We start from the raw sequence: 21,077 nt of genomic DNA on the forward strand, positions 1-21,077 counted from the left end.
AGTGATATCCAACAACGTCGCCAACGCCAGCACCGTCGGCTTTAAAAAAGGTCGCGCCGTGTTTGAAGACTTGCTGTATCAAACGGTCAATCAGGCTGGTGGTATCAGCGCTTCCAACACCAAGCTGCCCAACGGGTTGAACATTGGTGCGGGTACCAAAGTGGTGGCCACTCAAAAGATGTTTACTCAGGGCAACATGCTGACCACCGATAATGCCTTGGATTTGATGATTGAAGGTCCGGGATTCTTTGAGGTGGCGCTGCCGGATGGCACCACCGCCTATACCCGCAACGGCCAATTTTCGCTGGATGACACCGGGCAGATAGTGACACCCGGCTCCGGCTATGTACTGCAACCGGCCATTACCATTCCTGACAATGCCACCAGTATTACAGTTTCATCCGAAGGTGAAGTGTCGGTAAAAACGCCAGGCGCTGCTGAGAATCAGGTAGTCGGGCAGTTAACCATTTCAGATTTTATTAATCCATCCGGTTTGGATCCCATTGGTCAGAACCTGTATTTGGAAACCGGTTCCAGTGGCACCCCGATTCAGGGCACCGCCTCTCTTGATGGCCTGGGTGCTATCCGCCAGGGCGCACTGGAAACCTCCAACGTGAACGTGACCGAGGAACTGGTCAATCTAATCGAAAGCCAACGCATTTATGAGATGAACTCCAAGGTGATTTCATCGGTGGATCAAATGCTGGCTTACGTGAACCAGAATCTGTAAGGAGTCTTGGCCATGTTTAGGACTTTGCTGCTTGGGGCTGTGTTGGTGCTGGCTGGTTGTGCCAGTACCGATAAAAAGCCCATTCCCGATGATCCCTATTTTGCACCTGTCTATCCGGAAGAAGCGCCGGTGGCGCTGGAGCCTACCGGTTCCATTTTTATGGACTCTCAGGCGGCCAGTCTTTACACCGATATTCGCGCTCACCGCGTTGGCGACATTATTACTGTAGTGCTGACCGAATCGACCCAAGCGAGCAAAAGTGCCAACAATGAAATTAAAAAGGGATCGGATTTAACTCTCGATCCTATCAGTGCCATGGGTGGGCCTGTCACCATCAAGGGCAGTCCTATCGATCTGGGCTACAAAGACAGCATGAACACCAAGCGTGAGGCCGACGCCGATCAGAGTAACAGCCTCAGAGGCAATATCTCGGCGCATGTGCTGCAGGTATTGTCCAATGGCAACCTGGTTATTCGTGGTGAGAAATGGATAAGCATTAATAACGGTGATGAATTTATCCGGGTTACCGGTGTCATCCGCCCGCAGGACATCACGCCTGACAACACCATTCAGTCGACCCGGGTGGCCAATGCCCGCATCCAGTACAGCGGTACAGGCACCTTTGCCAATTCGCAGAATGTCGGATGGCTCAGTCAGTTTTTCTTAAGTGACTGGTGGCCCTTCTAAGGAGTCTTGAGATGAAAATGAAACTTCTGCTGGCGGTGGCGCTGATGGCCATGGTGGTTCCAGCCAAGGCTGAACGTATCAAAGACATTGCTGCGGTGCAGGGTGTGCGCAGTAACCAGTTGATTGGTTACGGTTTGGTCGTGGGTTTGCCGGGCACAGGCGAAAAGGCCAGTTACACCGAGCAAACCTTTACCACCATGCTTAAAAATTTTGGGATTAATTTGCCATCCAATGTCAAACCCAAGATCAAAAACGTCGCCGTAGTGGCGGTGCATGCTGATATGCCGCCCTTTATCAAGCCCGGCCAGACCCTGGATGTTACGGTTTCCAGTATTGGTGAAGCCAAGAGTCTGCGTGGCGGCACCTTGCTGCAAACATTCCTCAAAGGGGTTGATGGCAATATCTATGCGATTGCCCAGGGCAGTATGGTGGTCAGCGGTTTCAGCGCCGAAGGGCTGGATGGCTCCAAGGTTATTCAAAATACACCTACAGTAGGCCGCATTCCCAATGGTGCTTTGGTGGAGCGCTCTGTGCCATCTGCTTTTGCCAATGGCGATTTTCTGACCTTCAACTTGCACCGTGCCGATTTCTCCACTGCCAAGCGTATGGCTGACGCCATTAATGACCTGCTGGGTCCGGACATGGCCCGGGCGCTGGATGCAGCATCCATTCAGGTTTATGCCCCCCGGGATGCATCCCAGCGGGTGTCTTTTCTGGCGACGCTCGAAAACATTGAAGTAGAGCCCGCTGATGAGTCTGCCAAAATCATCGTCAATTCCCGAACCGGGACCATAGTGGTGGGGCAAAACGTCAAACTGCTGCCTGCGGCTGTGACCCATGGTGGCCTGACCGTGACCATTGCGGAAAACCAACAGGTTTCCCAGCCGAATGCCCTTGCTGGTGGTGATACCGTGGTGACCGACCAGAGCACTATCGATGTGGCTCAGGATAATCGCCGTATGTTCCTGTTCAATCCCGGCACCAGTCTGGATGAGTTGGTCAGGGCGGTAAACATGGTCGGCGCAGCCCCTTCTGACGTACTGGCAATCCTGGAGGCGCTAAAGATGGCAGGCGCCTTGCATGGTGAGCTTATCATCATCTGATATTTGTCGGAAATTTGGCAATCACCATGGAAAAGCTGTCTAACGCATCTCATTTCCTCGACATCGGTGGCCTGGACAAACTGCGTGCCCAGGCCAAGGCCGATGATAAGGCCGCCTTGAAAGAGGTCGCTAAACAGTTCGAGGGTATCTTCGTGCAAATGCTGATGAAAAGCATGCGCGATGCCAATGCGGTATTTGAATCAGACAGCCCATTTAACAGCCAATACACCAAGTTTTATGAAGAAATGCGCGACCAGCAGATGGCCGTTGATATGTCACAGAAGGGCATATTGGGGCTGGCTGACCTGATGGTGCAGCAGCTGTCTCCCAAGGATAGCCCTTTAACGCCCGCGTCAGTGTTGGGGGGAGATAAGCGTTTTGCCATTGGGGATGCGCCGCAGATGATACGACGTGAAGACGTCATGACTCCGAATACGCCAACAGTGGTGTCTGATGTTGTACCCGTTGTGGAAGCTGCCAAGTTACCTGTAACGGCCAATCCGGAACAGTTTCACCAGGGACCGACGCTGGACGATGCGGCCAGTTTGGTCATTGAAGAGATTTTGGCAGGCCGTACCACGGCAACTCAGCTGGCCAAAGAGCGTGACAATTACAGTTTCCAAAGTCGTCAGGAATTTATCCGCACGCTGATGCCAATGGCACAGACTGCTGCCAAGCGTCTTGGTACCCAGCCAGAGTTGCTGATTGCCCAGTCCGCACTGGAAACAGGATGGGGCCAGAAGCTTATTCGCCGTGAAGATGGCAGCAGTGGCAACAACCTGTTCAACATCAAAGCGGATAAGCGCTGGCAAGGCGAAAAAGCAGCGGTTAATACCCTGGAGTTTAGCCAGGGCGTGGCAACCAAACAGCGGGCTGATTTCAGAGTGTACGACACCCTGGAGCAAAGTTTTGGTGACTTTGTGGAATTCCTCAAGCGTGGTGAGCGTTACGGTGAAGCCTTAAGTCAGGCTGATAAACCGGCCGCCTTTGTGCAGGGATTACAAAATGCAGGCTATGCCACCGACCCCCATTATGCCGACAAGGTGATGCGGGTGATGCAGGCCGTGACCTCTGAACTTAAAGCCATGGCCCTTGGCAACTAACCCTGAGAGGCGCAGATAACCATGAGCACAGATTTACTGAATATCGCCCGCACCGGGGTACTGGCTTCCCAGGCTCAACTTGGGGTTACCAGTAATAACATTGCCAACGTCAATACCGAGGGTTACCACCGTCAGGTGGCTACTCAGGCCACCCATTTATCGCAGCGTCAGGGTAATAGTTTCTATGGCACAGGCACTTATGTATCGAGTGTTAAACGGGTCTACAACGAGTATGCCGCCCGTGAACTGCGAATAGGACAAACCGCCCAGGGGGCAGCCGAAGTCACGCATACCAAAATGAGTGAACTCGATCAGCTGTTTTCACAGATAGGCAAGGCATTGCCGCAATCGCTCAATGACCTCTTTTCCAATATCAACAGCCTGGCAGATTTGCCCGGCGATTTGGGGATCCGCGGTGGTGTGTTGAATTCCGCCTCACAAATGGCCAGCGCCATCAATGAAATGCAGCGCCAGCTCGAAGGGCAAATTAAGCAGACTCACGAGCAGGTAGAGGCTATTACCAATCGCATCAATGAGATAAGCGCGGAGCTGGCTAATATCAACCGTGAGCTGATGAAGACCATGGGTGAGGATATGCAGCTGCTGGACAAGCAGGATGCGCTTATCATGGAACTCAGCCAATACTCACAGGTGAATGTGATCCCGCTGGAAAACGGTGCCAAGAGCATCATGCTGGGTGGCGCTGTAATGCTGGTGTCATCGGAAGTGGCAATGAGCATGGGAACAGCCAAGGGTGACCCTTACTCCGATGAGCTTAGGCTCACAGCCACTTCAGGCTCCTCTACGCTGGTGGTGGACCCATCCAAGCTGGGTGGCCAGTTGTCGGCGCTGTATGAATTTCGCGATAAGACACTGATCCCGGCTGAAAACGAACTGGGGCAACTGGCGCTTGGGATCACCAATGCCTTCAACGAGGCCCAAAAAGCTGGCTTCGATATGAATGGCCAGATAGGCAGTGATCTGTTCCTGGATATTAATGACCCTTTGATTGCCCAAAGTCGGGTAGGGTCTTATTCCACCAACACAGGTACAGCGGCGCTGAGCGTTAACGTGGATGATGTGGGTGAGCTCTCCGGCAGTGCCTATGAACTGAAATATACAGCCCCCGGTACCTACGAACTGACTGACACTATTACCGGTGTGGTGACGCCGCTGACATTAACAGGCACTACCCTGAGCGGCGGCGATGGCTTCTCCATTAATATTGACGCCGGCGCGTTTGCCGATGGCGATCGCTTCCAGATCAGACCCACCTCCGGTGCAGCGGCGCAGATGGCTGTGGTGATGACCGATCCCAAAGCCATTGCTGCCGCCGCTCCCAAAGTGATTGCCGATACGGCCAACTCCGGCAATACCTCGGTCAAGGTGACCAGTATTGATAACCGCGCAGCGGCAAACTTTCCGGTGAATGGCAGTGAACTGACCTTTACCCTGAATACCGGCGCCAATACCTACGATGTAACCGACGCCAGTGGCACTGTGATAGCTGCCGGTGTGGCATATACGCCACCGTCCATCAGCGCTTACGGATTTACCTTTGAAGTGGCCTCAAACGGTGCCGCCACCGACAGCTTTACCTTTGATTTGAGCTACGCCGAAGGGGATAACTCCAATGCGTTGGCAATGGCGCAAATGGCAGATGCCAAATTGATGAACGGTGGCAAATCGACTCTGATAGATGTGTTTGAAAATACCAAGCAGGACATAGGCTCCAGAACCAAGGCCGCAGAAGTGCGCCTGGGGTCGGCAGAGGCAATATATCAGCAGGCTTTCGGGCGGGTGCAGGAAGTTTCCGGGGTCAATCTTGATGAAGAGGCTGCTAATTTGCTGCGTTTTCAGCAGTCGTATCAGGCATCTGCACGGATCATGACCACTGCACAGCAGATCTTTGACACCTTGTTTGCATCGGTGCGTTAAGAGGATTGAATCATGCGTATTTCTACCTCGCAAATGTTCACGCAGAACACCAAAAATATCCTGCAGAAGCAGACAGAAACGTCAAAGCTCCTGGAGCAGCTATCCAGTGGTAAGAAGGTTAATACCTCCGGTGACGACCCTGTGGCGGCACTGGGGATTGATAACCTGAATCAACAGCAGGCATTGGTAGATCAGTTTTTAAAGAACATCGATTACGCCAAAAACCATCTGAGTATCAGCGAAAGCAAACTTGGCAGTGCTGAAGAATTGGTCACAGGTCTTCGTGAACAAATCCTCCGTGGTGTAAACGGCGGCCTTTCGCCCAGTGAGCGGCAAATGATTGCCGACGAAATGCGCGGCAGTCTTGAAGAGTTGCTTAACATTGCCAACACCCGCGATGAGTCCGGCAATTATTTGTTTGCCGGTTACCAAACCGAATCGATGCCTTTTGCCTTCGATAACGCTGGCAACATGGTGTACAGCGGTGATTCGGGCGTGCGTGATGCCATGATTTCCCGCGGCATTTCCATGGGAACCAATATACACGGCGATTTGGCTTTCATGAATGCGGCCAATGGACTTGGTGATTATGCCGTCAATTATTTGTCGACTCAGGTAGGTGAGTTCAAGGTGCAAAGTGCGGCCATCGCCAACCCCGCCACCCATGTTGAAGACACTTATACCTTTAATTTTATTGATAATGGTGTAGGCGGAGTGAATTTGGAAGTCCGCGACAGCGCCAGTACCTTGGTCACCACCGTCAATAACTTCGACGCCAGCAACCCCGTGAGCTTCAACGGTATTGAAGTCAAGCTTGACGGCAAACCTGCTGGTGGCGACAGCTTCAGCATGGCGCCACAGGCGCAGGCCAACATATTTGAGACAATCAACAAAGCAATAGCACTGATTGAAGATGATACCCGTGCCAATTCGCCAGCAGGAATTGCGGAGTTGGCACAACTTTTGAATAACACTGATAGCGGATTGAATCAGCTCAGCACCGCCAGAAGCGTGGCAGGCAACAGCCTCAAGAGTCTTGAGAGTTACGCCGGACGACACGCAGAAGAGCAGGTCGTCAATACCTCGGCGCTGTCACTGTTGGAAGATCTGGATTACGCGTCTGCGATTACGGAGTTTGAGAAGCAACAACTTGCTCTTAATGCTGTATCGAACGTGTTTAGCAGAGTGGGTTCTGTGTCGCTGTTTGACTATTTGTAACAGATGCACTGCCACTCACTGGAAGTAACTTTGCTACTAAAATTGGCCAAGCTCCATGCCTTGGCGGTAACACTAGGAAGAGGAAATCAACATGGCTATTACTGTTAATACCAATGTGACCTCCATGAAGGCCCAAAAGAACCTGAACATGTCCAGTGGTCAGTTGGCGACTTCCATGGAGCGTCTGTCGTCCGGTTTGCGCATCAACAGCGCTAAAGACGATGCTGCCGGCCTGGCAATTTCGAACCGTTTGAACAGCCAGGTACGTGGCCTGGAAGTGGGCATGCGTAATGCCAACGACGGTATCTCCATCGCACAGATTGCTGAAGGTGCGATGCAAGAGCAAACCAACATGCTGCAACGTATGCGCGACCTGTCTATTCAGGCAGAAAACGGCGCCAACGGTACAGATGACCTGCAGGCACTGCAGGATGAAATCAACCAGCTGATTTCTGAAATCACAGCGATTGGTAACTCCACCGCGTTTGGTAATACCAAGCTGATGACCGGCGGTTTTTCCGGCGGAAAGAAATTCCAGGTAGGCCACCAGGAAGGCGAGGATGTGACCATCACGGTAAAAACCAACAACGCGGCCTCGTTATCGGTGAATGCTGTGACCGTGACTACATCGGCGGGTCGGGATTCATCTCTTGGACGTATCGATGCGGCCATTAAAAACATCGATACCCAGCGTGCAGCACTCGGTGCGGTGCAAAACCGTCTGGCACATAACATCAGCAACAGCGCCAATACCCAGGCTAACGTTGCCGATGCCAAGAGCCGTATTGTGGATGTGGACTTTGCCAAAGAAACTTCAGCCATGACCAAGAACCAGGTACTGCAACAAACCGGTTCTGCGATGCTGGCTCAGACCAACCAGTTACCTCAGGTTGCCCTGTCGCTGCTTGGCTAAGGATTGCATGGCGTTCAGTATGCGACCGAGCCTGCCGAGCGGCAAATATTTGCCGCAAGTCAGGCAGGTCGCACTGTTTTTTTTACGCCAATATGTTGCTTCAAAAAGAAAATTAAAAAATCTGCAGAAATTTTTCAAAAAATCCCTAAAGGAAAAAAAGACACTGCCGCTAAATATACTGTAACGAGTATGACCGCCTGGCTGCACTAGACAGGCTAGTCTTGAGCCAGGTAACCAAGAGGAAACGATCATGGCCATTACAGTAAACACTAACGTCACTTCAATGAAGGCACAAAAGAACCTGACTTTGTCTAACCGTGATCTGGCAACCTCTATGGAGCGTTTGTCTTCAGGTCTGCGGATCAACAGTGCCAAAGACGACGCGGCGGGTCTCGCCATCTCCAACCGCCTGAACAGCCAGGTTCGTGGTTTGGAAGTGGGTATGCGTAACGCTAACGATGCTATCTCCATCGCTCAGATTTCTGAAGGCGCGATGCAGGAGCAAACCAACATGCTGCAACGTATGCGTGACCTGGCTATCCAATCTGAAAACGGTGCCAACAGCTCAGCTGACTTGCAGGCCCTTAAAGATGAGATGGACCAGCTGGCAACAGAAATCACCGCTATCGGTAATACCACTGCCTTCGGTAACACCAAGCTGATGAATGGCGGTTTCTCTGCCGGTAAGAAATTCCAGGTGGGTCACCAGGATGGTGAAGATGTGACCATCACAGTGAAGAGCAACAACGCCGGTACTCTGTCTGTCAACTCATTGACAGTACTGACTTCAGCCGGTCGTAACTCGGCTCTGGGTAAGATTGACGCGGCTATCAAGAACATTGATACCCAGCGCGCTTCACTCGGTGCTATCCAAAACCGTCTGGCGCACAACATCAGCAACAGTGCCAACACTCAGGCCAACGTTGCCGATGCCAAGAGCCGTATTGTGGATGTGGACTTCGCCAAAGAAACCTCAGCCATGACCAAGAGTCAGGTACTGCAGCAGACCGGTTCTGCGATGCTGGCCCAAGCTAACCAACTGCCTCAGATTGCACTGTCACTGCTGTAATATCAGGCGTTTAGCAAGGAGGCGGGGGAGGTTCGGAAACGGATCTCCCTTTGCCGTATCTGAGGAGCTTTGCGGATTTAGACACCGCAGGCCCGATTGGTGAGAGGTGAGGTATGGATATTGCATTAGCTGGTGCATCGTCGCCACAGCAGCAACAGCAAAGAGCTGAGCTGGCTGCAACGTCAGTCAAACCTTTGGCTCCCAAAGATGCGGAGCTGAAAAGACAGGATTTGACCCAGCCGGTAGATGGGGCTCAGAAGGCCAATGCCAAGGCGCAGGAGGAAGAGCGCAAGGCGCAGGAAGAAGAGCTCAATACCCTGGCTGAAGATATGTCGAGTATGATGTCCTTCATGCGTAAGGGACTGGCATTTCGTGTTGACGATAAGTCTGGCGAGTCAGTGGTCAGTGTGTTGGATGTAGATTCGGGTGATGTGATTAGACAAATCCCCAGTGAAGAAGCGCTTAAGCTTGCCCAGAAACTCTCAGAGGTCACTGGCCTTCTGATGAAAACTGAGGCCTGATAGTGATGTAAGCAGAGGTTGTTATGGCATTAACTGCAACAGGTATTGGTTCCAATCTGCCCATTAACGACATGGTTTCGGCCATTGTTAACGCAGAGAAAACGCCGAAGGAAGCTCTGTTCAATCGAACAGAAGACACCATCAATGCCAAGGTTTCTGCCATCGGCTCGTTAAAGAGTGAGCTGGCCAAGTTTCAGGATGCCCTGAAAAAGCTGCAAAAGGGCAGTGAGCTGAGTATTCGCAAGGTGAATACCGGCGACAGCCAGTATTTTAAAGCCACTGCCGACAAATTTGCGCAAAGTGGCACTTATTCCATCAAGGTTGAGCAGCTTGCCTACGCTCACAAAGTGGCCGGTACCAACACTGCAGCCGCTACCGATACGGTTGGCGAAGGTCGACTCGATTTTACCGTCAATGGTGAGAGCTTCGGCGTCGATGTGGATGCGGCTGACGATCTCAACGCTATTGCCAAAAAAATTAATGATGCCAGTGATAACAAGGGTGTAATAGCCACTGTTATTACCAGTGATGCAGGTAGTCGACTGGTGTTCTCTTCGGAGGAAACCGGTACCAGCAATGCAATCAGTGTCGTCGCATCAGATACCACCGGAACCGGCCTTAACGACATGTTCAATGGCGTCAGCCTTTCAGAGCTGCAGCCGGCCCAGGACGCCATCCTCTACGTTGATAACCAAAAAATCACCTCTGCCAGCAATCAAGTAAAGGGCTCGATAACAGGTGTCACCCTGGAGTTGACCAAAGCCGATGTGGGTGAGGTGGGTACTCTGACCATCAGCCAGGACGACGATGCCGTAAAGGAAAACGTCACCGGCTTTGTTAATGCTTACAACGCATTGCTTGACTCCATCAATAAGCTGTCATCTTACGACGCCGACAAGAAAAAGGCGGCAGCGCTTCAGGGCGACTCGATGATCCGCTCGCTTGAGTCTCAGCTTCGCAAGATGATCAGTGAGCGCGTCGATGTGGGCGGTAAAACCGTTGCCCTGTACGATATGGGGATTAAAACGGACAAGTACGGCAAACTTGAAATAGACAGTACCAAGTTGGATAAAGCGATTTCAGAAGACATGGCTTCCATGGAAGGGCTTTTTTCGACTCAGGATACCGGTCTTGCCAATCGGCTGTCAGACTTGGCCAACACTTACACCAAGGCTGGTGGTGTCATCAGTACCCGCAATGACACCTACAACAGTGAAAAGCAACGTCTTGAAGATCAGCGTGAAGCATTCACACGGAAAATGGCTGCGCTCGAATCCAGACTCTTCAAACAATTCAATAATATGGATCTGGTTGTGGCCAGCCTCAATCAGCAAACCACCGGGTTGATCGATCGATTGAATTCGCTGCCGGGCGTGGTTAAGAGCTAAACTTAAGGATGCGGCATGACACAGGCTATCAGAGATATTGATGCGCAGCTTGAAGCATTGTTTGCAACGCTGGAAAACTTGACTGCCGAGGATGAGCGAACCGACAAATTGGTATCACAATTGCAGGAGAGTATTGTCAAGCGTCAATTTTTATTGCAGAACCTGTCAGATGCCGACGGCGGAACAGATAGAGCCTTTCTTGAGGCCGAATTGGCACTCAGCCAACGCTTTATCGCTCAGGCTACGGCACTGAAGGACCACAGGCAGCAGATTTTGCATGCCAGCAGTAAGAGTAAGCGCCAATTAAATGTGTATAAAACAATCGATGCAAATAGGTAGGTACTTATGAGAGGGTCACTGCAATCATATCGCAAGGTTTCACTGGAAAGTGAAATCGCCGTTGCTTCCCCCCATCGTATCATTCAGATGATGTTTGCCGGTGCACTCGAGCGCCTGGCACAAAGCCGTTATGCCATCGAGCAAAACGATTTGGAAAGCAAGGGTGTGTTCATTAACAAAGCTATTGGCATTATCACCGGACTGTCCAACAGTCTGAATATGGAAGCCGGTGGGGAGATCGCGCGTAATCTGAATGAACTTTACGATTTTATGTTGCGAAAAATAAGCGAAGCCAACCTTAATAATGATCCTCAGGCCATAGACGATGTGATGGCGGTATTAAGGACAATTAAAGAAGGTTGGGACGCTATTCCGACAGACCAACATCATGTGACGTCACATTCCGAAGCTGTATAATTTGTGTATAAAAAATAAACAAAGCATAAGGCGCACCCGGTGCGCCTTTTTTGACTCCCGCCAGAGAATTGACCAAAAGGGTCGGAACAGAAGGAATTTTGGTCTAGAATCAGATCCAAAAGAGTTTATTGTAAAGCAGAGACTTGCTTCTGGATTGCCGATAATACACTATTCGACTTGGTGTAAATATCGGGTGGTTTTTTCCGGGTAACAGTAATGACACCTTGTAAGCAACGAACACAAATAATTAATGCGATCCAATAGATATTCGAGCGTTACGGCCAACTGAATTATGCAGACAGACCAGAGAATCTTGCTTGTAGGAACTCAGACAGAGCGTTTGACGCGTCTTTCCTGCATTCTTGAATTTTTAGGCGAGCAACTGGTATTCCAGGTACCTTCGGGAGTGGAAGAGCAGATTAAGGATACTCGCTATCGGGCTCTTATCGCCGATCTTACGGTATTTCCTCAGGAAAAAGTTAAAACGCTTGCCGCACAATTCCCATGGCAGCCCATCCTGCTGCTTGGTGACCCTCTTCCCCTTACAGGTAATTTGATTGGTATCGTAGAAGAGCCTTTTAATTATCCTCAACTGACAGAGCTGCTGCATTTTTGCCAGGTTTTCGGGCAAATGAAACGTCCCGATGTGCCAACCAGTGGTAATCAGACCAAACTGTTTCGCAGTTTGGTGGGTCGCAGTGATGGAATTGTCAGCGTTCGTCATCTTATCAGCCAGGTAGCGCCCTCTGATGCCACCGTATTGGTGCTGGGGCAATCCGGTACAGGTAAAGAAGTGGTGGCGCGTAATATCCATTATTTGTCAGAGCGCCGCGAGGGTCCCTTCATTCCGGTAAACTGTGGTGCTATCCCCCCGGAGTTATTGGAAAGTGAGCTCTTTGGTCATGAAAAGGGCTCGTTTACAGGCGCTATCAGTGCCCGTAAAGGTCGCTTTGAGCTTGCCGAAGGCGGAACTCTGTTCCTTGATGAAATTGGTGATATGCCGCTGGCGATGCAGGTAAAATTGCTGCGGGTACTGCAGGAAAGAGTGTTTGAGCGGGTCGGAGGCAGCAAGCCAATTCAGGCTGATGTACGCGTGGTAGCTGCGACCCACAGAAACCTTGAGAAAATGATAGAAAACAATGAGTTTAGAGAGGATCTCTTCTATCGTCTGAATGTGTTCCCCATCGAAATGCCTGCCTTGTGTGAGCGTAGGGAAGATATTCCTTTATTGCTGCAAGAGCTGGTTAGTCGGGTCTTTAATGAAGGTCGCGGCAAGGTGCGTTTTACTCAGCGTGCCATTGAATCACTCAAAGAGCACGATTGGTCCGGGAATGTCAGGGAACTCTCGAATCTGGTAGAGCGTCTGACGATTCTTTACCCCGGTGGCCTGGTGGATGTGAATGACTTGCCTATCAAGTACCGCCACATTGATGTACCCGAATATTGTGTTGAAGTCAGCGAAGAAATGCTGGAGCGTGATGCTTTGGCATCCATATTCAATGACGATGAGCCGGTCGAAATACCAGAAACACGTTTTCCCAGTGAGTTACCACCTGAGGGGGTTAATCTTAAGGATTTGCTGGCCGAACTTGAAATAGACATGATTCGTCAAGCCTTGGAACAGCAGGATAATGTTGTGGCAAGGGCGGCAGAGATGCTGGGCATTCGTCGAACTACGCTGGTTGAAAAAATGCGTAAGTATGGGATGACTAAGGATTAACCTCTTTTATTCCGCTGTTTAGCAAGTTCTCTCTTCATTTATTAGCCACTCTGGCACACTAACTGCATTCACCCCGTTAACAACGATTTTTTGACGGGGTGAATATGTCAGCCAAAGCCTTAGCCAAGATTGCCGAATTTCCGCCACGGACACACCTTAAGCAGGTGAATGTCAGCGTGCCGGCGTCGTCTGAGCAAATGGCTCATATCCTCGAGGCTATGCCGTCAGGGGTCGTCATCCTCAATGAGGAAGGTATTGTGACCCTGGCTAATCCCGTTGCGGCTGCCCTGTTGGAGCGACCACTTGAAGGTGAGCGTTGGCTTAGTGTGATAGCCAGGGCATTTTCACCCCAGGATGATGATGGCCATGAGGTGTCCCTGAAAAATGGTCGCAGGGTAAAGCTTGCTATTACGCCACTGGAGCGCGGTCAGCTGATTGTTCTTACCGATTTGACCGAAACACGGTTATTGCAACGCAATCTGGCACATATGCAACGCCTGTCTGCCTTGGGTAAGATGGTTGCTACCCTGGCGCATCAAATCCGTACCCCCCTTTCGGCAGCCCTTCTTTACGCCGCCAATCTGGCAAGCCCCAGACTTGAACAGGACTCACGGGTCAGGTTTCAGCAAAAGTTGGTAGACCGGCTTAATGAACTTGAGCGGCAGGTCAATGACATGCTGCTGATGGCTCGCGGTAAAGTCGAAGCGCCGATGAAACCCAGTTCCCTTGAAGACATTCTGTCTGCCGTGATGGCGAGTTGTCTGCCAATTGCTGACTCTCGCGGCTGTGCAGTCAGAATGCAGGATGAAACGGCTGGTACCAAATTTGCGGCAAGCCAGAGTGCATTGAGTTCAGCCATCAATAATCTGGTGATGAACAGTATAGAAGCGGGGGCAAAACACATTCTGTTGCATGGCAGTGTCCGCGATGAAGGCCTGGTACTGGCAGTGGTCGATGACGGTAAGGGATTGGAGTCTGGCACTGAATCCAAAGTGATGGAGCCGTTTTTTACCACCAAGAGTCAGGGAACCGGTTTGGGACTGTCGGTTGTACAAACTGTCGTGCGAAACCATGGTGGTGACCTCAAAATGCAGTGTGAAAAAGACCGTGGTTGTACCGTCATGCTGAAGTTCCCCATACTCACGACTGAAGTCGCCAAGGAGGTTCACCATGGCTGACGCCAAACTGCTGTTGGTTGAGGATGATGCCCCGTTACGCGAGGCTCTGCTTGATACCCTGATGTTGGCCCGCTTTAGCTGCCTTGCGGTGGCAAGTGCAGAGGAAGCCATTGTTGCACTCAAAGCTCAATCATTTGACATGGTGATCAGTGACGTGCAGATGGAGGGTATTGGTGGCATGGGGCTATTGGGATATCTCAAACAGCATCATCCAAAAATTCCCGTGCTGCTGATGACTGCTTTTGCCACCATTGACAGCGCCGTCAGTGCAATCAAACTTGGCGCCGTAGACTATCTTGCCAAACCATTTGCGCCAGAAGTCTTGCTAAATCAGGTAACCCGCTACTTGCCACAATATGCAGAAAGCGGTGCACCTGTAGTTGCAGATGAGAAAAGTAAAGCCTTGTTGGCGCTCGCCGGCCGTGTGGCAAAATCTGACGCTTCGGTCATGATCCTGGGGCCGTCTGGCTCAGGGAAAGAGGTGTTGGCCCGTTACATTCATAATAACAGTCTGCGTGCTGATGGGCCCTTTGTGGCTATTAATTGTGCTGCCATCCCTGAAAACATGCTGGAAGCCACTCTTTTCGGTTATGAGAAAGGTGCTTTTACCGGTGCTTATCAAGCCTGCCCCGGTAAGTTTGAACTCGCAGAAGGCGGTACCTTGTTGCTTGATGAAGTATCTGAAATGGATCTTGGTTTGCAGGCAAAACTTCTTCGGGTATTGCAGGAGCGTGAAGTAGAGCGATTAGGCGGCCGCAAGACCATTAAACTTGATGTCAGGGTACTGGCAACGTCCAACCGTGAACTTAAAGCCATGGCGCAGCGGGGCGATTTCCGTGAAGATCTTTATTATCGGATTAACGTATTTCCATTAACCTGGCCTGCGCTGAATCAGCGCCCTAAAGATATTTTGCCATTGGCTCGTCATTTGTTGGCCCGGCATGCTGAAAAATTGGGTACACCAGCGCCTGAATTTGAGGAGTCTGCCTGCCGTCGACTGCTGGCCCATCGCTGGCCTGGCAATGTGAGGGAGCTCGATAACGTGGTGCAGCGGGCGTTAATATTGTCAGCGGGGCAGCAGATTGGTGCCCAGGACATCATCATTGATGCCATGGATGTCACCCAAATTACCCAGGAAGAGCCTCCGCGTGTCGAACCGGAAGGCCTGGGAGATGAACTCAAAGCTCAGGAGCATGTCATTATTTTAGAAACCTTGAGCCAGTGTCGGGGCAGTCGTAAATTGGTGGCTGAAAAGCTTGGGATCAGTGCCAGAACTCTGCGCTACAAGATGGCCAGAATGCGTGAGATGGGCATTCAGTTACCGGCTTAGTGGTTTTATTAGTCAAAAAAGCAGGCATAGCCTGCTTTTTTTGCTTTTTGGCAAGGCTTTTGCTTTATCACTGTATACGAAATTTTCCCGTCAATTTCATGGCGAAGGAGCAGGGTATGCAAATCGGTCCATCTTCATTTATGCAGGAAATGCAGGCACTGCGCAGCGAGATAAACCCCACAAGCGGGCTGGAACAAACTCCTCTTCGTCAGGTGGGTAATAGCAGTGGTGCTGATTTCGCCAGTTTGTTGGCGCAGGCTGTTGGCCAGGTTAATGAACTGCAGCAAACCTCCTCTGGCCTTGCCACCCGGCTGGAGATGGGGGATACCCGCGTTACCCTGTCAGACACAGTGATTGCCCGTGAAAAAGCCAGTGTTGCTTTTGAGGCTACTGTGCAGGTGCGAAACAAGCTGGTGGAAGCCTATAAAGAAATCATGAGTATGCCCGTCTAAGCTGGCCATTGAAGGATAATCAACGTGAGCACAGATATGATAGTCAGCACCGACAGTGGTATGAGCGGTGTACAACAGGAAAACAAGTCCGGCGTTCTGGGAGGCTTGGGTGGCAGTGATATGATGCGTCAGATCACCATGATCCTGGCTCTGGCCATCTGTTTGGCGCTGGCTGTTTTCGTCATGATGTGGGCACAGGAGCCTGAATATCGCCCTCTCGGTAAGTTTGAACCGCAAGAAATGATTCAGGTACTTGATGTTCTTGATAAAAACAAGGTTCCTTATAAGGTTGATTTTGATGTGTTGCGTGTACCCGAAGACAGGTACCAGGACATCCGTTTGCTGCTGAGCCGCGCCGGTGTGGATGCGGCAACCAGTGGTGAGAAAGATTTCTTGTCTCAGGATATGGGGTTTGGTGTCAGTCAGCGGGTTGAGCAGGCACGTCTTAAGCACAGTCAGGAACAAAACCTGGCGCGGGCCATTGAAGAGCTTAAAAGTATCAGCAGGGCGAAAGTTATCCTGGCTTTGCCTAAAGAAAATGTCTTCGCGCGCAATAAGTCTCAGCCCAGTGCTACTGTGGTGGTCACCGTCAGGCGCGGTGGATTGGGGCAGGAAGAAGTGGACGCGGTGGTCGATATTGTGGCATCGGCAGTTCAGGGATTGGAGCCAACCCGGGTTACGGTAACTGATTCAAATGGTCGCCTGCTTAATTCAGGCAGTCAGGATGGTGTGTCAGCACGTGCTCGCAGAGAGCTCGAGTTGGTCAAGCAGAAAGAGGCTGAGTATCGCGCTAAAGTTGACGCGATTTTAATGCCTATTCTGGGGCCTGAAAACTTCACCTCTCAGGTGGACGTGACCATGGACTTCACTGCTGTAGAGCAAACCGCCAAGCGATTTAATCCGGATTTGCCTGCGGTACGCAGTGAAATGACCCTTGAAACCCAGACTTCCGGTGAAGGTAACATGGGGATACCCGGCGCCCTGTCCAATCAGCCGCCGATGGAATCCAACATTCCGCAAACGCTGAAAGAAGCTCAGGAACAGCAGCAGGCAAACGGTAATTCTCACCGCGAAGCTACCCGTAACTACGAGCTTGACACCACCATCAGCCACACCCGTCAACAGATTGGCACAGTGCGCCGGGTGAGTGTGTCGGTGGCAGTGGACTTTAAGGCCGGTGACGCCAATGGCGAAGGTCAGGTCAGTCGGGTGCCACGTACTGAGGCCGAGCTTGCCAATATTCGCCGTCTGCTGGAAGGGGCTGTGGGCTTTACTACTCAGCGTGGCGACAGCATTGAAGTGGTTACAGTTCCCTTTATGGACCAATTAGTAGAAGAAACCCCTGAGTTGCCAATGTGGGAACAGCCCTGGTTCTGGAAAGCGATGAAGTTGGCTTCCGGTTCACTGGCGATTTTGGTGCTCATTCTGTTCGTTGTGCGGCCGTTGCTGAAGAAACTGCTGCTCGCCGACAAGGTAGACATGCCCGAAGATGGCCGTTTGGGCCATGAGCTGGCAGAAATTGAAGATCAGTTTGCGGCCGATACCCTGGGAATGCTTAATACCACAGATGCTGAATACAGTTATGCAGATGACGGCTCTATCCTCATCCCTAACCTGCACAAAGATGATGATATGATTAAGGCTATCCGTGCTCTGGTTGCCAACGAACCTGAGCTTTCTACTCAAGTAGTGAAGAATTGGTTGCAACAGGACAATGGCTGAAAATAAAGAAAAAACCGAATCCGGCATTAAAGCGAGCGATCTTTCCGGTGTTGAAAAAACCGCAATTTTGTTGCTGAGTTTAAGTGAGTCAGATGCCGCTTCTATCCTTAAGCACCTGGAACCTAAACAGGTGCAGAAGGTTGGCATGGCCATGGCTGCTTTAGAAGACTTTGGCCAGGAAAAAGTTATCGCGGTTCACAAACAGTTTCTCGATGATATTCAAAAATTCTCTTCCATTGGCTTTAACAGCGAAGAGTTCGTTCGAAAGGCGTTGACAGCTGCTCTGGGTGAAGACAAGGCTGGCAACCTGATTGAACAAATTATCATGGGCAGTGGTGCCAAGGGCTTGGATTCTCTCAAGTGGATGGATGCCCGTCAGGTGGCGTCGATCATTCAAAATGAGCACCCGCAAATCCAGACCATTGTGCTTTCTTATCTTGAGCCTGATCAGGCGGCTGAGATTTTCTCCCAGTTCCCTGAAAACACCCGTCTTGACCTGTTAATGCGAATTGCCAACCTTGAAGAGGTGCAACCTGCCGCATTGCAGGAACTGAACGACATCATGGAGAAACAGTTTGCCGGCCAGGGTGGTGCTCAGGCGGCGAAAATGGGTGGTCTCAAGGCCGCAGCCAACATCATGAACTATCTGGATACCGCAGTGGAAAGTCAGCTGATGGAGACCATGCGCGAGACCGACGAAGAAATGGCGCAGCAAATCCAGGATCTGATGTTTGTGTTCGAGAATCTTATCGACGTGGACGACAGGGGTATTCAGGCCTTGCTGCGTGAAGTGCAGCAGGATGTATTGATGAAAGCCCTTAAGGGAGCGGATGAACAGCTCAAAGACAAGATATTGGGCAATATGTCCAAGCGTGCTGCGGAGCTGCTGCGTGACGATCTTGAGGCCATGGGCCCAATCAGGATCAGCGAAGTTGAGCTTGCCCAGAAAGAAATTCTGTCCATTGCCAGACGCCTGAGTGATGCCGGTGAAATCATGCTGGGCGGCGGTGGCGGTGAAGAGTTTGTCTGATGACAGATAGCAAGCACCCGAAAAACGTCCTGCGCGGAGAAGAAAAGGACGAATTCAGCCACTGGCGTCTGCCGGAAATGTCATCCGACAGAGCAGAGGCGCCAGCTAACCTGCTGGGGCGTCGTCCCGGTGAAGTCTACGTAGCGCCCGATGAAGAAGAATTTCGCCCGCCTACTCTGGCAGAAATAGAAGCGATTCGCCAAGAAGCAGAGCTTGAGGGCTTTGAAGCCGGCAAGCAAGATGGACTTGCCCGCGGACTGGAAGAGGGCAGATTGCAGGGGTTGCAGGAAGGGCATCAGGAAGGGTTACAGCAGGGACACGAGCAGGGGTTGCAACAGGGATTATCGGAAGCCAAACAAATGCTGGCCAGATTTGAGGCATTTTTAGGCCAGTTTTCCGCACCATTAGCCTTGCTCGATAATGAGATTGAGCAGGAATTGCTCAATCTTTCCATGGCGCTTGCCAGGCAAATATTACTTAACGAACTTAAGACCCACCCTGAACATATTCTGGCGGCGTTGAGAGAGGGCATTGATTGCTTGCCCATCAAAGAGCAGCAGGTGAAAGTACGTCTCAATCCAGACGATCTGGCGCTTTTACAGCAGATATACGATCACAGCGAACTTGAACGCAATCGCTGGCAACTGGAATCTGACCCGCTGCTCAGTCGGGGAGGGCTGATTATAGATAGCCATCGCTCCCGCGTAGATATGCGTCTTGAAGAACGCATGGCAAATGTGTTGCTAACACCACTTGAGCGGCTGGATACCCTGGCACGGGATGCCAGAACAATGCACCTTAATCTTGAAGAACAGCAGCCAGTGGTTGAGGAAAATGAGCTCAACCAAACCGGTACTGTGGCAGGGGAAGAACAGGATGATAGCCCGCAAACATCACCTGCTGAATAATTTCACACACCTCAGACAGACTCTGCCTGTGGCAAGGCCTGTCGCCGAAGGACAACTGGTCCGGGTTGTCGGACTGACGCTGGAAGCCAGTGGTTGCCGTGCACCTGTTGGTAGCCTCTGCGCCATAGACACCATGGGCGGGGAATTGGTTGCTGAAGTGGTTGGCTTTGATGAGCAACTCTTGTACCTGATGCCCATTGAGGAGCTTAAAGGTGTGTTACCCGGAGCCCGTGTAAGACCTCTTGGCGAACAAACCGGCATTGCTGTGGGCATGTCACTGCTTGGGCGTGTGCTTGATGGCGGCGGCGAACCATTGGATGGATTGGGTCCTCTTGGCACCACTGATACAGCCCCGCGCCATGGCCCGGCCATTAACCCCCTTGCCAGACGCCCAATTCACGAGCCCCTTGATGTGGGCATTCGGGCCATCAACGCCATGCTGACTGTTGGCAAAGGCCAGCGGATGGGGCTGTTCGCAGGTTCAGGTGTTGGTAAATCCGTGCTGCTTGGCATGATGACCCGTGGCACTACCGCCGATGTGATTGTGGTCGGGCTGGTGGGCGAGCGTGGCCGCGAAGTAAAAGAGTTTATTGAAGAAATTCTTGGGCCTGAAGGCCGTGCCCGCTCTGTGGTGGTGGCTGCGCCCGCCGATACCTCGCCGCTGATGCGCCTGCGCGCCTGCGAAACCTCGACCCGGATTGCCGAATACTTCCGCGATCTTGGCTTTAACGTGTTGCTGCTGATGGATAGTTTGACCCGTTACGCCCAGGCGCAGCGGGAAATCGCCCTTGCTGTGGGTGAACCGCCTGCCACCAAAGGTTACCCCCCCTCTGTTTTTGCCAAGCTGCCAAGGCTTGTGGAGCGAGCCGGTAATGGTGCAGCGGGGCAGGGTTCTATTACCGCCTTTTACACAGTGCTGACTGAAGGGGATGACTTGCAGGATCCTATTGCAGACGCGGCCCGTGCGATTCTCGATGGCCACATAGTGCTGTCCCGTACCCTTGCGGATTCGGGGCATTATCCTGCAATCGATATCGAAGCCTCCATCAGCCGGGTGGCACCCATGGTGATTAGTCCGGCTCACCTTGAGGCCATGCGCAAGGTTAAGCAAACCTATTCGCTTTATCAGCAAAATCGGGATCTGATTTCCATCGGTGCCTATGCCCAGGGCAGTGATCCCCGTATCGACAATGCCATCAGGTTGCAACCGGCAATGAATGCCTTCTTGCGTCAGGGAATGCGCGATGCCATCAGTATGGGCGACAGCGAAACCATGCTTGGCCAGCTTGCGGCCCAGTGCAGGGGGTAAAC

Annotated in this window: 20 protein-coding genes; all 20 read left to right on the forward strand. The window is 51.6% G+C overall.

Features of this window, described 5'->3' with window-relative positions; all coding sequences use genetic code 11:
* Position 1 precedes the first annotated feature (1 nt).
* The 20 genes from flgG (at position 2) to fliI (ending at position 21,075) form a co-directional block, all read left to right on the forward strand.
* Complete coding sequence (gene flgG / locus ABYK60_RS13520; RefSeq protein ID WP_372872546.1) at positions 2-730, forward strand: flagellar basal-body rod protein FlgG; 729 nt, start codon at positions 2-4, stop codon at positions 728-730.
* Positions 731-742: 12 nt separating this feature from the next.
* Positions 743-1,417 (forward strand): flagellar basal body L-ring protein FlgH, encoded by a 675-nt coding sequence (flgH, locus tag ABYK60_RS13525; protein WP_372872547.1) that lies wholly within the window; start codon positions 743-745, stop codon positions 1,415-1,417.
* An 11-nt stretch (positions 1,418-1,428) separates the two neighbouring features.
* Positions 1,429-2,520, forward strand: coding sequence for a flagellar basal body P-ring protein FlgI (locus ABYK60_RS13530; RefSeq protein WP_372872548.1), 1,092 nt, complete (start codon positions 1,429-1,431; stop codon positions 2,518-2,520).
* Positions 2,521-2,546: 26 nt separating this feature from the next.
* The gene (gene flgJ / locus ABYK60_RS13535; protein ID WP_372872549.1) at positions 2,547-3,623 is read left to right on the forward strand and encodes a flagellar assembly peptidoglycan hydrolase FlgJ; all 1,077 of its coding nucleotides are present in this window, start codon (positions 2,547-2,549) and stop codon (positions 3,621-3,623) included.
* A 21-nt stretch (positions 3,624-3,644) separates the two neighbouring features.
* On the forward strand, positions 3,645-5,561 hold the full coding sequence (flgK, locus tag ABYK60_RS13540) for a flagellar hook-associated protein FlgK (RefSeq protein ID WP_372872550.1): 1,917 nt from the start codon (positions 3,645-3,647) through the stop codon (positions 5,559-5,561).
* Between the two features lie 12 nt (positions 5,562-5,573).
* On the forward strand, positions 5,574-6,779 hold the full coding sequence (gene flgL / locus ABYK60_RS13545; RefSeq protein ID WP_372872551.1) for a flagellar hook-associated protein FlgL: 1,206 nt from the start codon (positions 5,574-5,576) through the stop codon (positions 6,777-6,779).
* A 91-nt stretch (positions 6,780-6,870) separates the two neighbouring features.
* On the forward strand, positions 6,871-7,692 hold the full coding sequence (locus tag ABYK60_RS13550) for a flagellin (protein WP_372872552.1): 822 nt from the start codon (positions 6,871-6,873) through the stop codon (positions 7,690-7,692).
* Positions 7,693-7,942: 250 nt separating this feature from the next.
* Complete coding sequence (locus ABYK60_RS13555) at positions 7,943-8,761, forward strand: flagellin (protein ID WP_372872553.1); 819 nt, start codon at positions 7,943-7,945, stop codon at positions 8,759-8,761.
* 113 nt (positions 8,762-8,874) lie between these two features.
* Positions 8,875-9,282, forward strand: a complete 408-nt coding sequence (locus ABYK60_RS13560; RefSeq protein ID WP_372872554.1) for a flagellar protein FlaG — start codon at positions 8,875-8,877, stop codon at positions 9,280-9,282.
* 23 nt (positions 9,283-9,305) lie between these two features.
* Positions 9,306-10,670, forward strand: coding sequence for a flagellar filament capping protein FliD (gene fliD / locus ABYK60_RS13565; RefSeq protein WP_372872555.1), 1,365 nt, complete (start codon positions 9,306-9,308; stop codon positions 10,668-10,670).
* Between the two features lie 15 nt (positions 10,671-10,685).
* On the forward strand, positions 10,686-11,009 hold the full coding sequence (locus tag ABYK60_RS13570; RefSeq protein WP_372872556.1) for a hypothetical protein: 324 nt from the start codon (positions 10,686-10,688) through the stop codon (positions 11,007-11,009).
* 6 nt (positions 11,010-11,015) lie between these two features.
* A complete protein-coding gene (fliS, locus tag ABYK60_RS13575) occupies positions 11,016-11,426 on the forward strand; it encodes a flagellar export chaperone FliS (RefSeq protein ID WP_372872557.1) in 411 nt (136 codons plus the stop codon).
* Between the two features lie 289 nt (positions 11,427-11,715).
* Positions 11,716-13,146, forward strand: a complete 1,431-nt coding sequence (locus ABYK60_RS13580) for a sigma-54 dependent transcriptional regulator (RefSeq protein ID WP_372872574.1) — start codon at positions 11,716-11,718, stop codon at positions 13,144-13,146.
* 104 nt (positions 13,147-13,250) lie between these two features.
* Positions 13,251-14,324, forward strand: coding sequence for a PAS domain-containing sensor histidine kinase (locus ABYK60_RS13585; protein WP_372872558.1), 1,074 nt, complete (start codon positions 13,251-13,253; stop codon positions 14,322-14,324).
* Positions 14,317-15,654, forward strand: a complete 1,338-nt coding sequence (locus ABYK60_RS13590; protein WP_372872559.1) for a sigma-54-dependent transcriptional regulator — start codon at positions 14,317-14,319, stop codon at positions 15,652-15,654. Before ABYK60_RS13585 ends, ABYK60_RS13590 begins: the two co-directional genes overlap by 8 nt.
* A gap of 116 nt (positions 15,655-15,770) precedes the next feature.
* A complete protein-coding gene (fliE, locus tag ABYK60_RS13595) occupies positions 15,771-16,106 on the forward strand; it encodes a flagellar hook-basal body complex protein FliE (RefSeq protein WP_372872560.1) in 336 nt (111 codons plus the stop codon).
* A 36-nt stretch (positions 16,107-16,142) separates the two neighbouring features.
* Positions 16,143-17,828: a flagellar basal-body MS-ring/collar protein FliF gene (gene fliF / locus ABYK60_RS13600; RefSeq protein WP_372872575.1), complete on the forward strand. Its 1,686-nt coding sequence runs from the start codon at positions 16,143-16,145 to the stop codon at positions 17,826-17,828.
* A complete protein-coding gene (gene fliG / locus ABYK60_RS13605) occupies positions 17,821-18,858 on the forward strand; it encodes a flagellar motor switch protein FliG (RefSeq protein ID WP_372872561.1) in 1,038 nt (345 codons plus the stop codon). Before fliF ends, fliG begins: the two co-directional genes overlap by 8 nt.
* Positions 18,858-19,766: a flagellar assembly protein FliH gene (gene fliH, locus ABYK60_RS13610; protein ID WP_372872562.1), complete on the forward strand. Its 909-nt coding sequence runs from the start codon at positions 18,858-18,860 to the stop codon at positions 19,764-19,766. Before fliG ends, fliH begins: the two co-directional genes overlap by 1 nt.
* Positions 19,735-21,075, forward strand: coding sequence for a flagellar protein export ATPase FliI (gene fliI / locus ABYK60_RS13615; RefSeq protein ID WP_372872563.1), 1,341 nt, complete (start codon positions 19,735-19,737; stop codon positions 21,073-21,075). The genes fliH and fliI overlap by 32 nt, the downstream gene beginning before the upstream one ends.
* The last annotated feature ends 2 nt before the right edge of the window (positions 21,076-21,077 follow it).

Source organism: Shewanella sp., from assembly GCF_041630135.1.
Taxonomy (GTDB): Bacteria; Pseudomonadota; Gammaproteobacteria; order Enterobacterales; family Shewanellaceae; genus Shewanella.

Bases quoted from the DNA above. Each gene is read 5' to 3' on its own strand.
- flgH (WP_372872547.1), top strand. From the start codon at position 743: ATGTTTAGGACTTTGCTGCTTGGGGCTGTGTTGGTGCTGGCTGGTTGT.
- ABYK60_RS13530 (WP_372872548.1), top strand. From the start codon at position 1,429: ATGAAAATGAAACTTCTGCTGGCGGTGGCGCTGATGGCCATGGTGGTT.
- flgJ (WP_372872549.1), top strand. From the start codon at position 2,547: ATGGAAAAGCTGTCTAACGCATCTCATTTCCTCGACATCGGTGGCCTG.
- flgK (WP_372872550.1), top strand. From the start codon at position 3,645: ATGAGCACAGATTTACTGAATATCGCCCGCACCGGGGTACTGGCTTCC.
- flgL (WP_372872551.1), top strand. From the start codon at position 5,574: ATGCGTATTTCTACCTCGCAAATGTTCACGCAGAACACCAAAAATATC.
- ABYK60_RS13550 (WP_372872552.1), top strand. From the start codon at position 6,871: ATGGCTATTACTGTTAATACCAATGTGACCTCCATGAAGGCCCAAAAG.
- ABYK60_RS13555 (WP_372872553.1), top strand. From the start codon at position 7,943: ATGGCCATTACAGTAAACACTAACGTCACTTCAATGAAGGCACAAAAG.
- ABYK60_RS13560 (WP_372872554.1), top strand. From the start codon at position 8,875: ATGGATATTGCATTAGCTGGTGCATCGTCGCCACAGCAGCAACAGCAA.
- fliD (WP_372872555.1), top strand. From the start codon at position 9,306: ATGGCATTAACTGCAACAGGTATTGGTTCCAATCTGCCCATTAACGAC.
- ABYK60_RS13570 (WP_372872556.1), top strand. From the start codon at position 10,686: ATGACACAGGCTATCAGAGATATTGATGCGCAGCTTGAAGCATTGTTT.
- fliS (WP_372872557.1), top strand. From the start codon at position 11,016: ATGAGAGGGTCACTGCAATCATATCGCAAGGTTTCACTGGAAAGTGAA.
- ABYK60_RS13585 (WP_372872558.1), top strand. From the start codon at position 13,251: ATGTCAGCCAAAGCCTTAGCCAAGATTGCCGAATTTCCGCCACGGACA.
- ABYK60_RS13590 (WP_372872559.1), top strand. From the start codon at position 14,317: ATGGCTGACGCCAAACTGCTGTTGGTTGAGGATGATGCCCCGTTACGC.
- fliE (WP_372872560.1), top strand. From the start codon at position 15,771: ATGCAAATCGGTCCATCTTCATTTATGCAGGAAATGCAGGCACTGCGC.
- fliF (WP_372872575.1), top strand. From the start codon at position 16,143: ATGATAGTCAGCACCGACAGTGGTATGAGCGGTGTACAACAGGAAAAC.
- fliG (WP_372872561.1), top strand. From the start codon at position 17,821: ATGGCTGAAAATAAAGAAAAAACCGAATCCGGCATTAAAGCGAGCGAT.
- fliH (WP_372872562.1), top strand. From the start codon at position 18,858: ATGACAGATAGCAAGCACCCGAAAAACGTCCTGCGCGGAGAAGAAAAG.
- fliI (WP_372872563.1), top strand. From the start codon at position 19,735: ATGATAGCCCGCAAACATCACCTGCTGAATAATTTCACACACCTCAGA.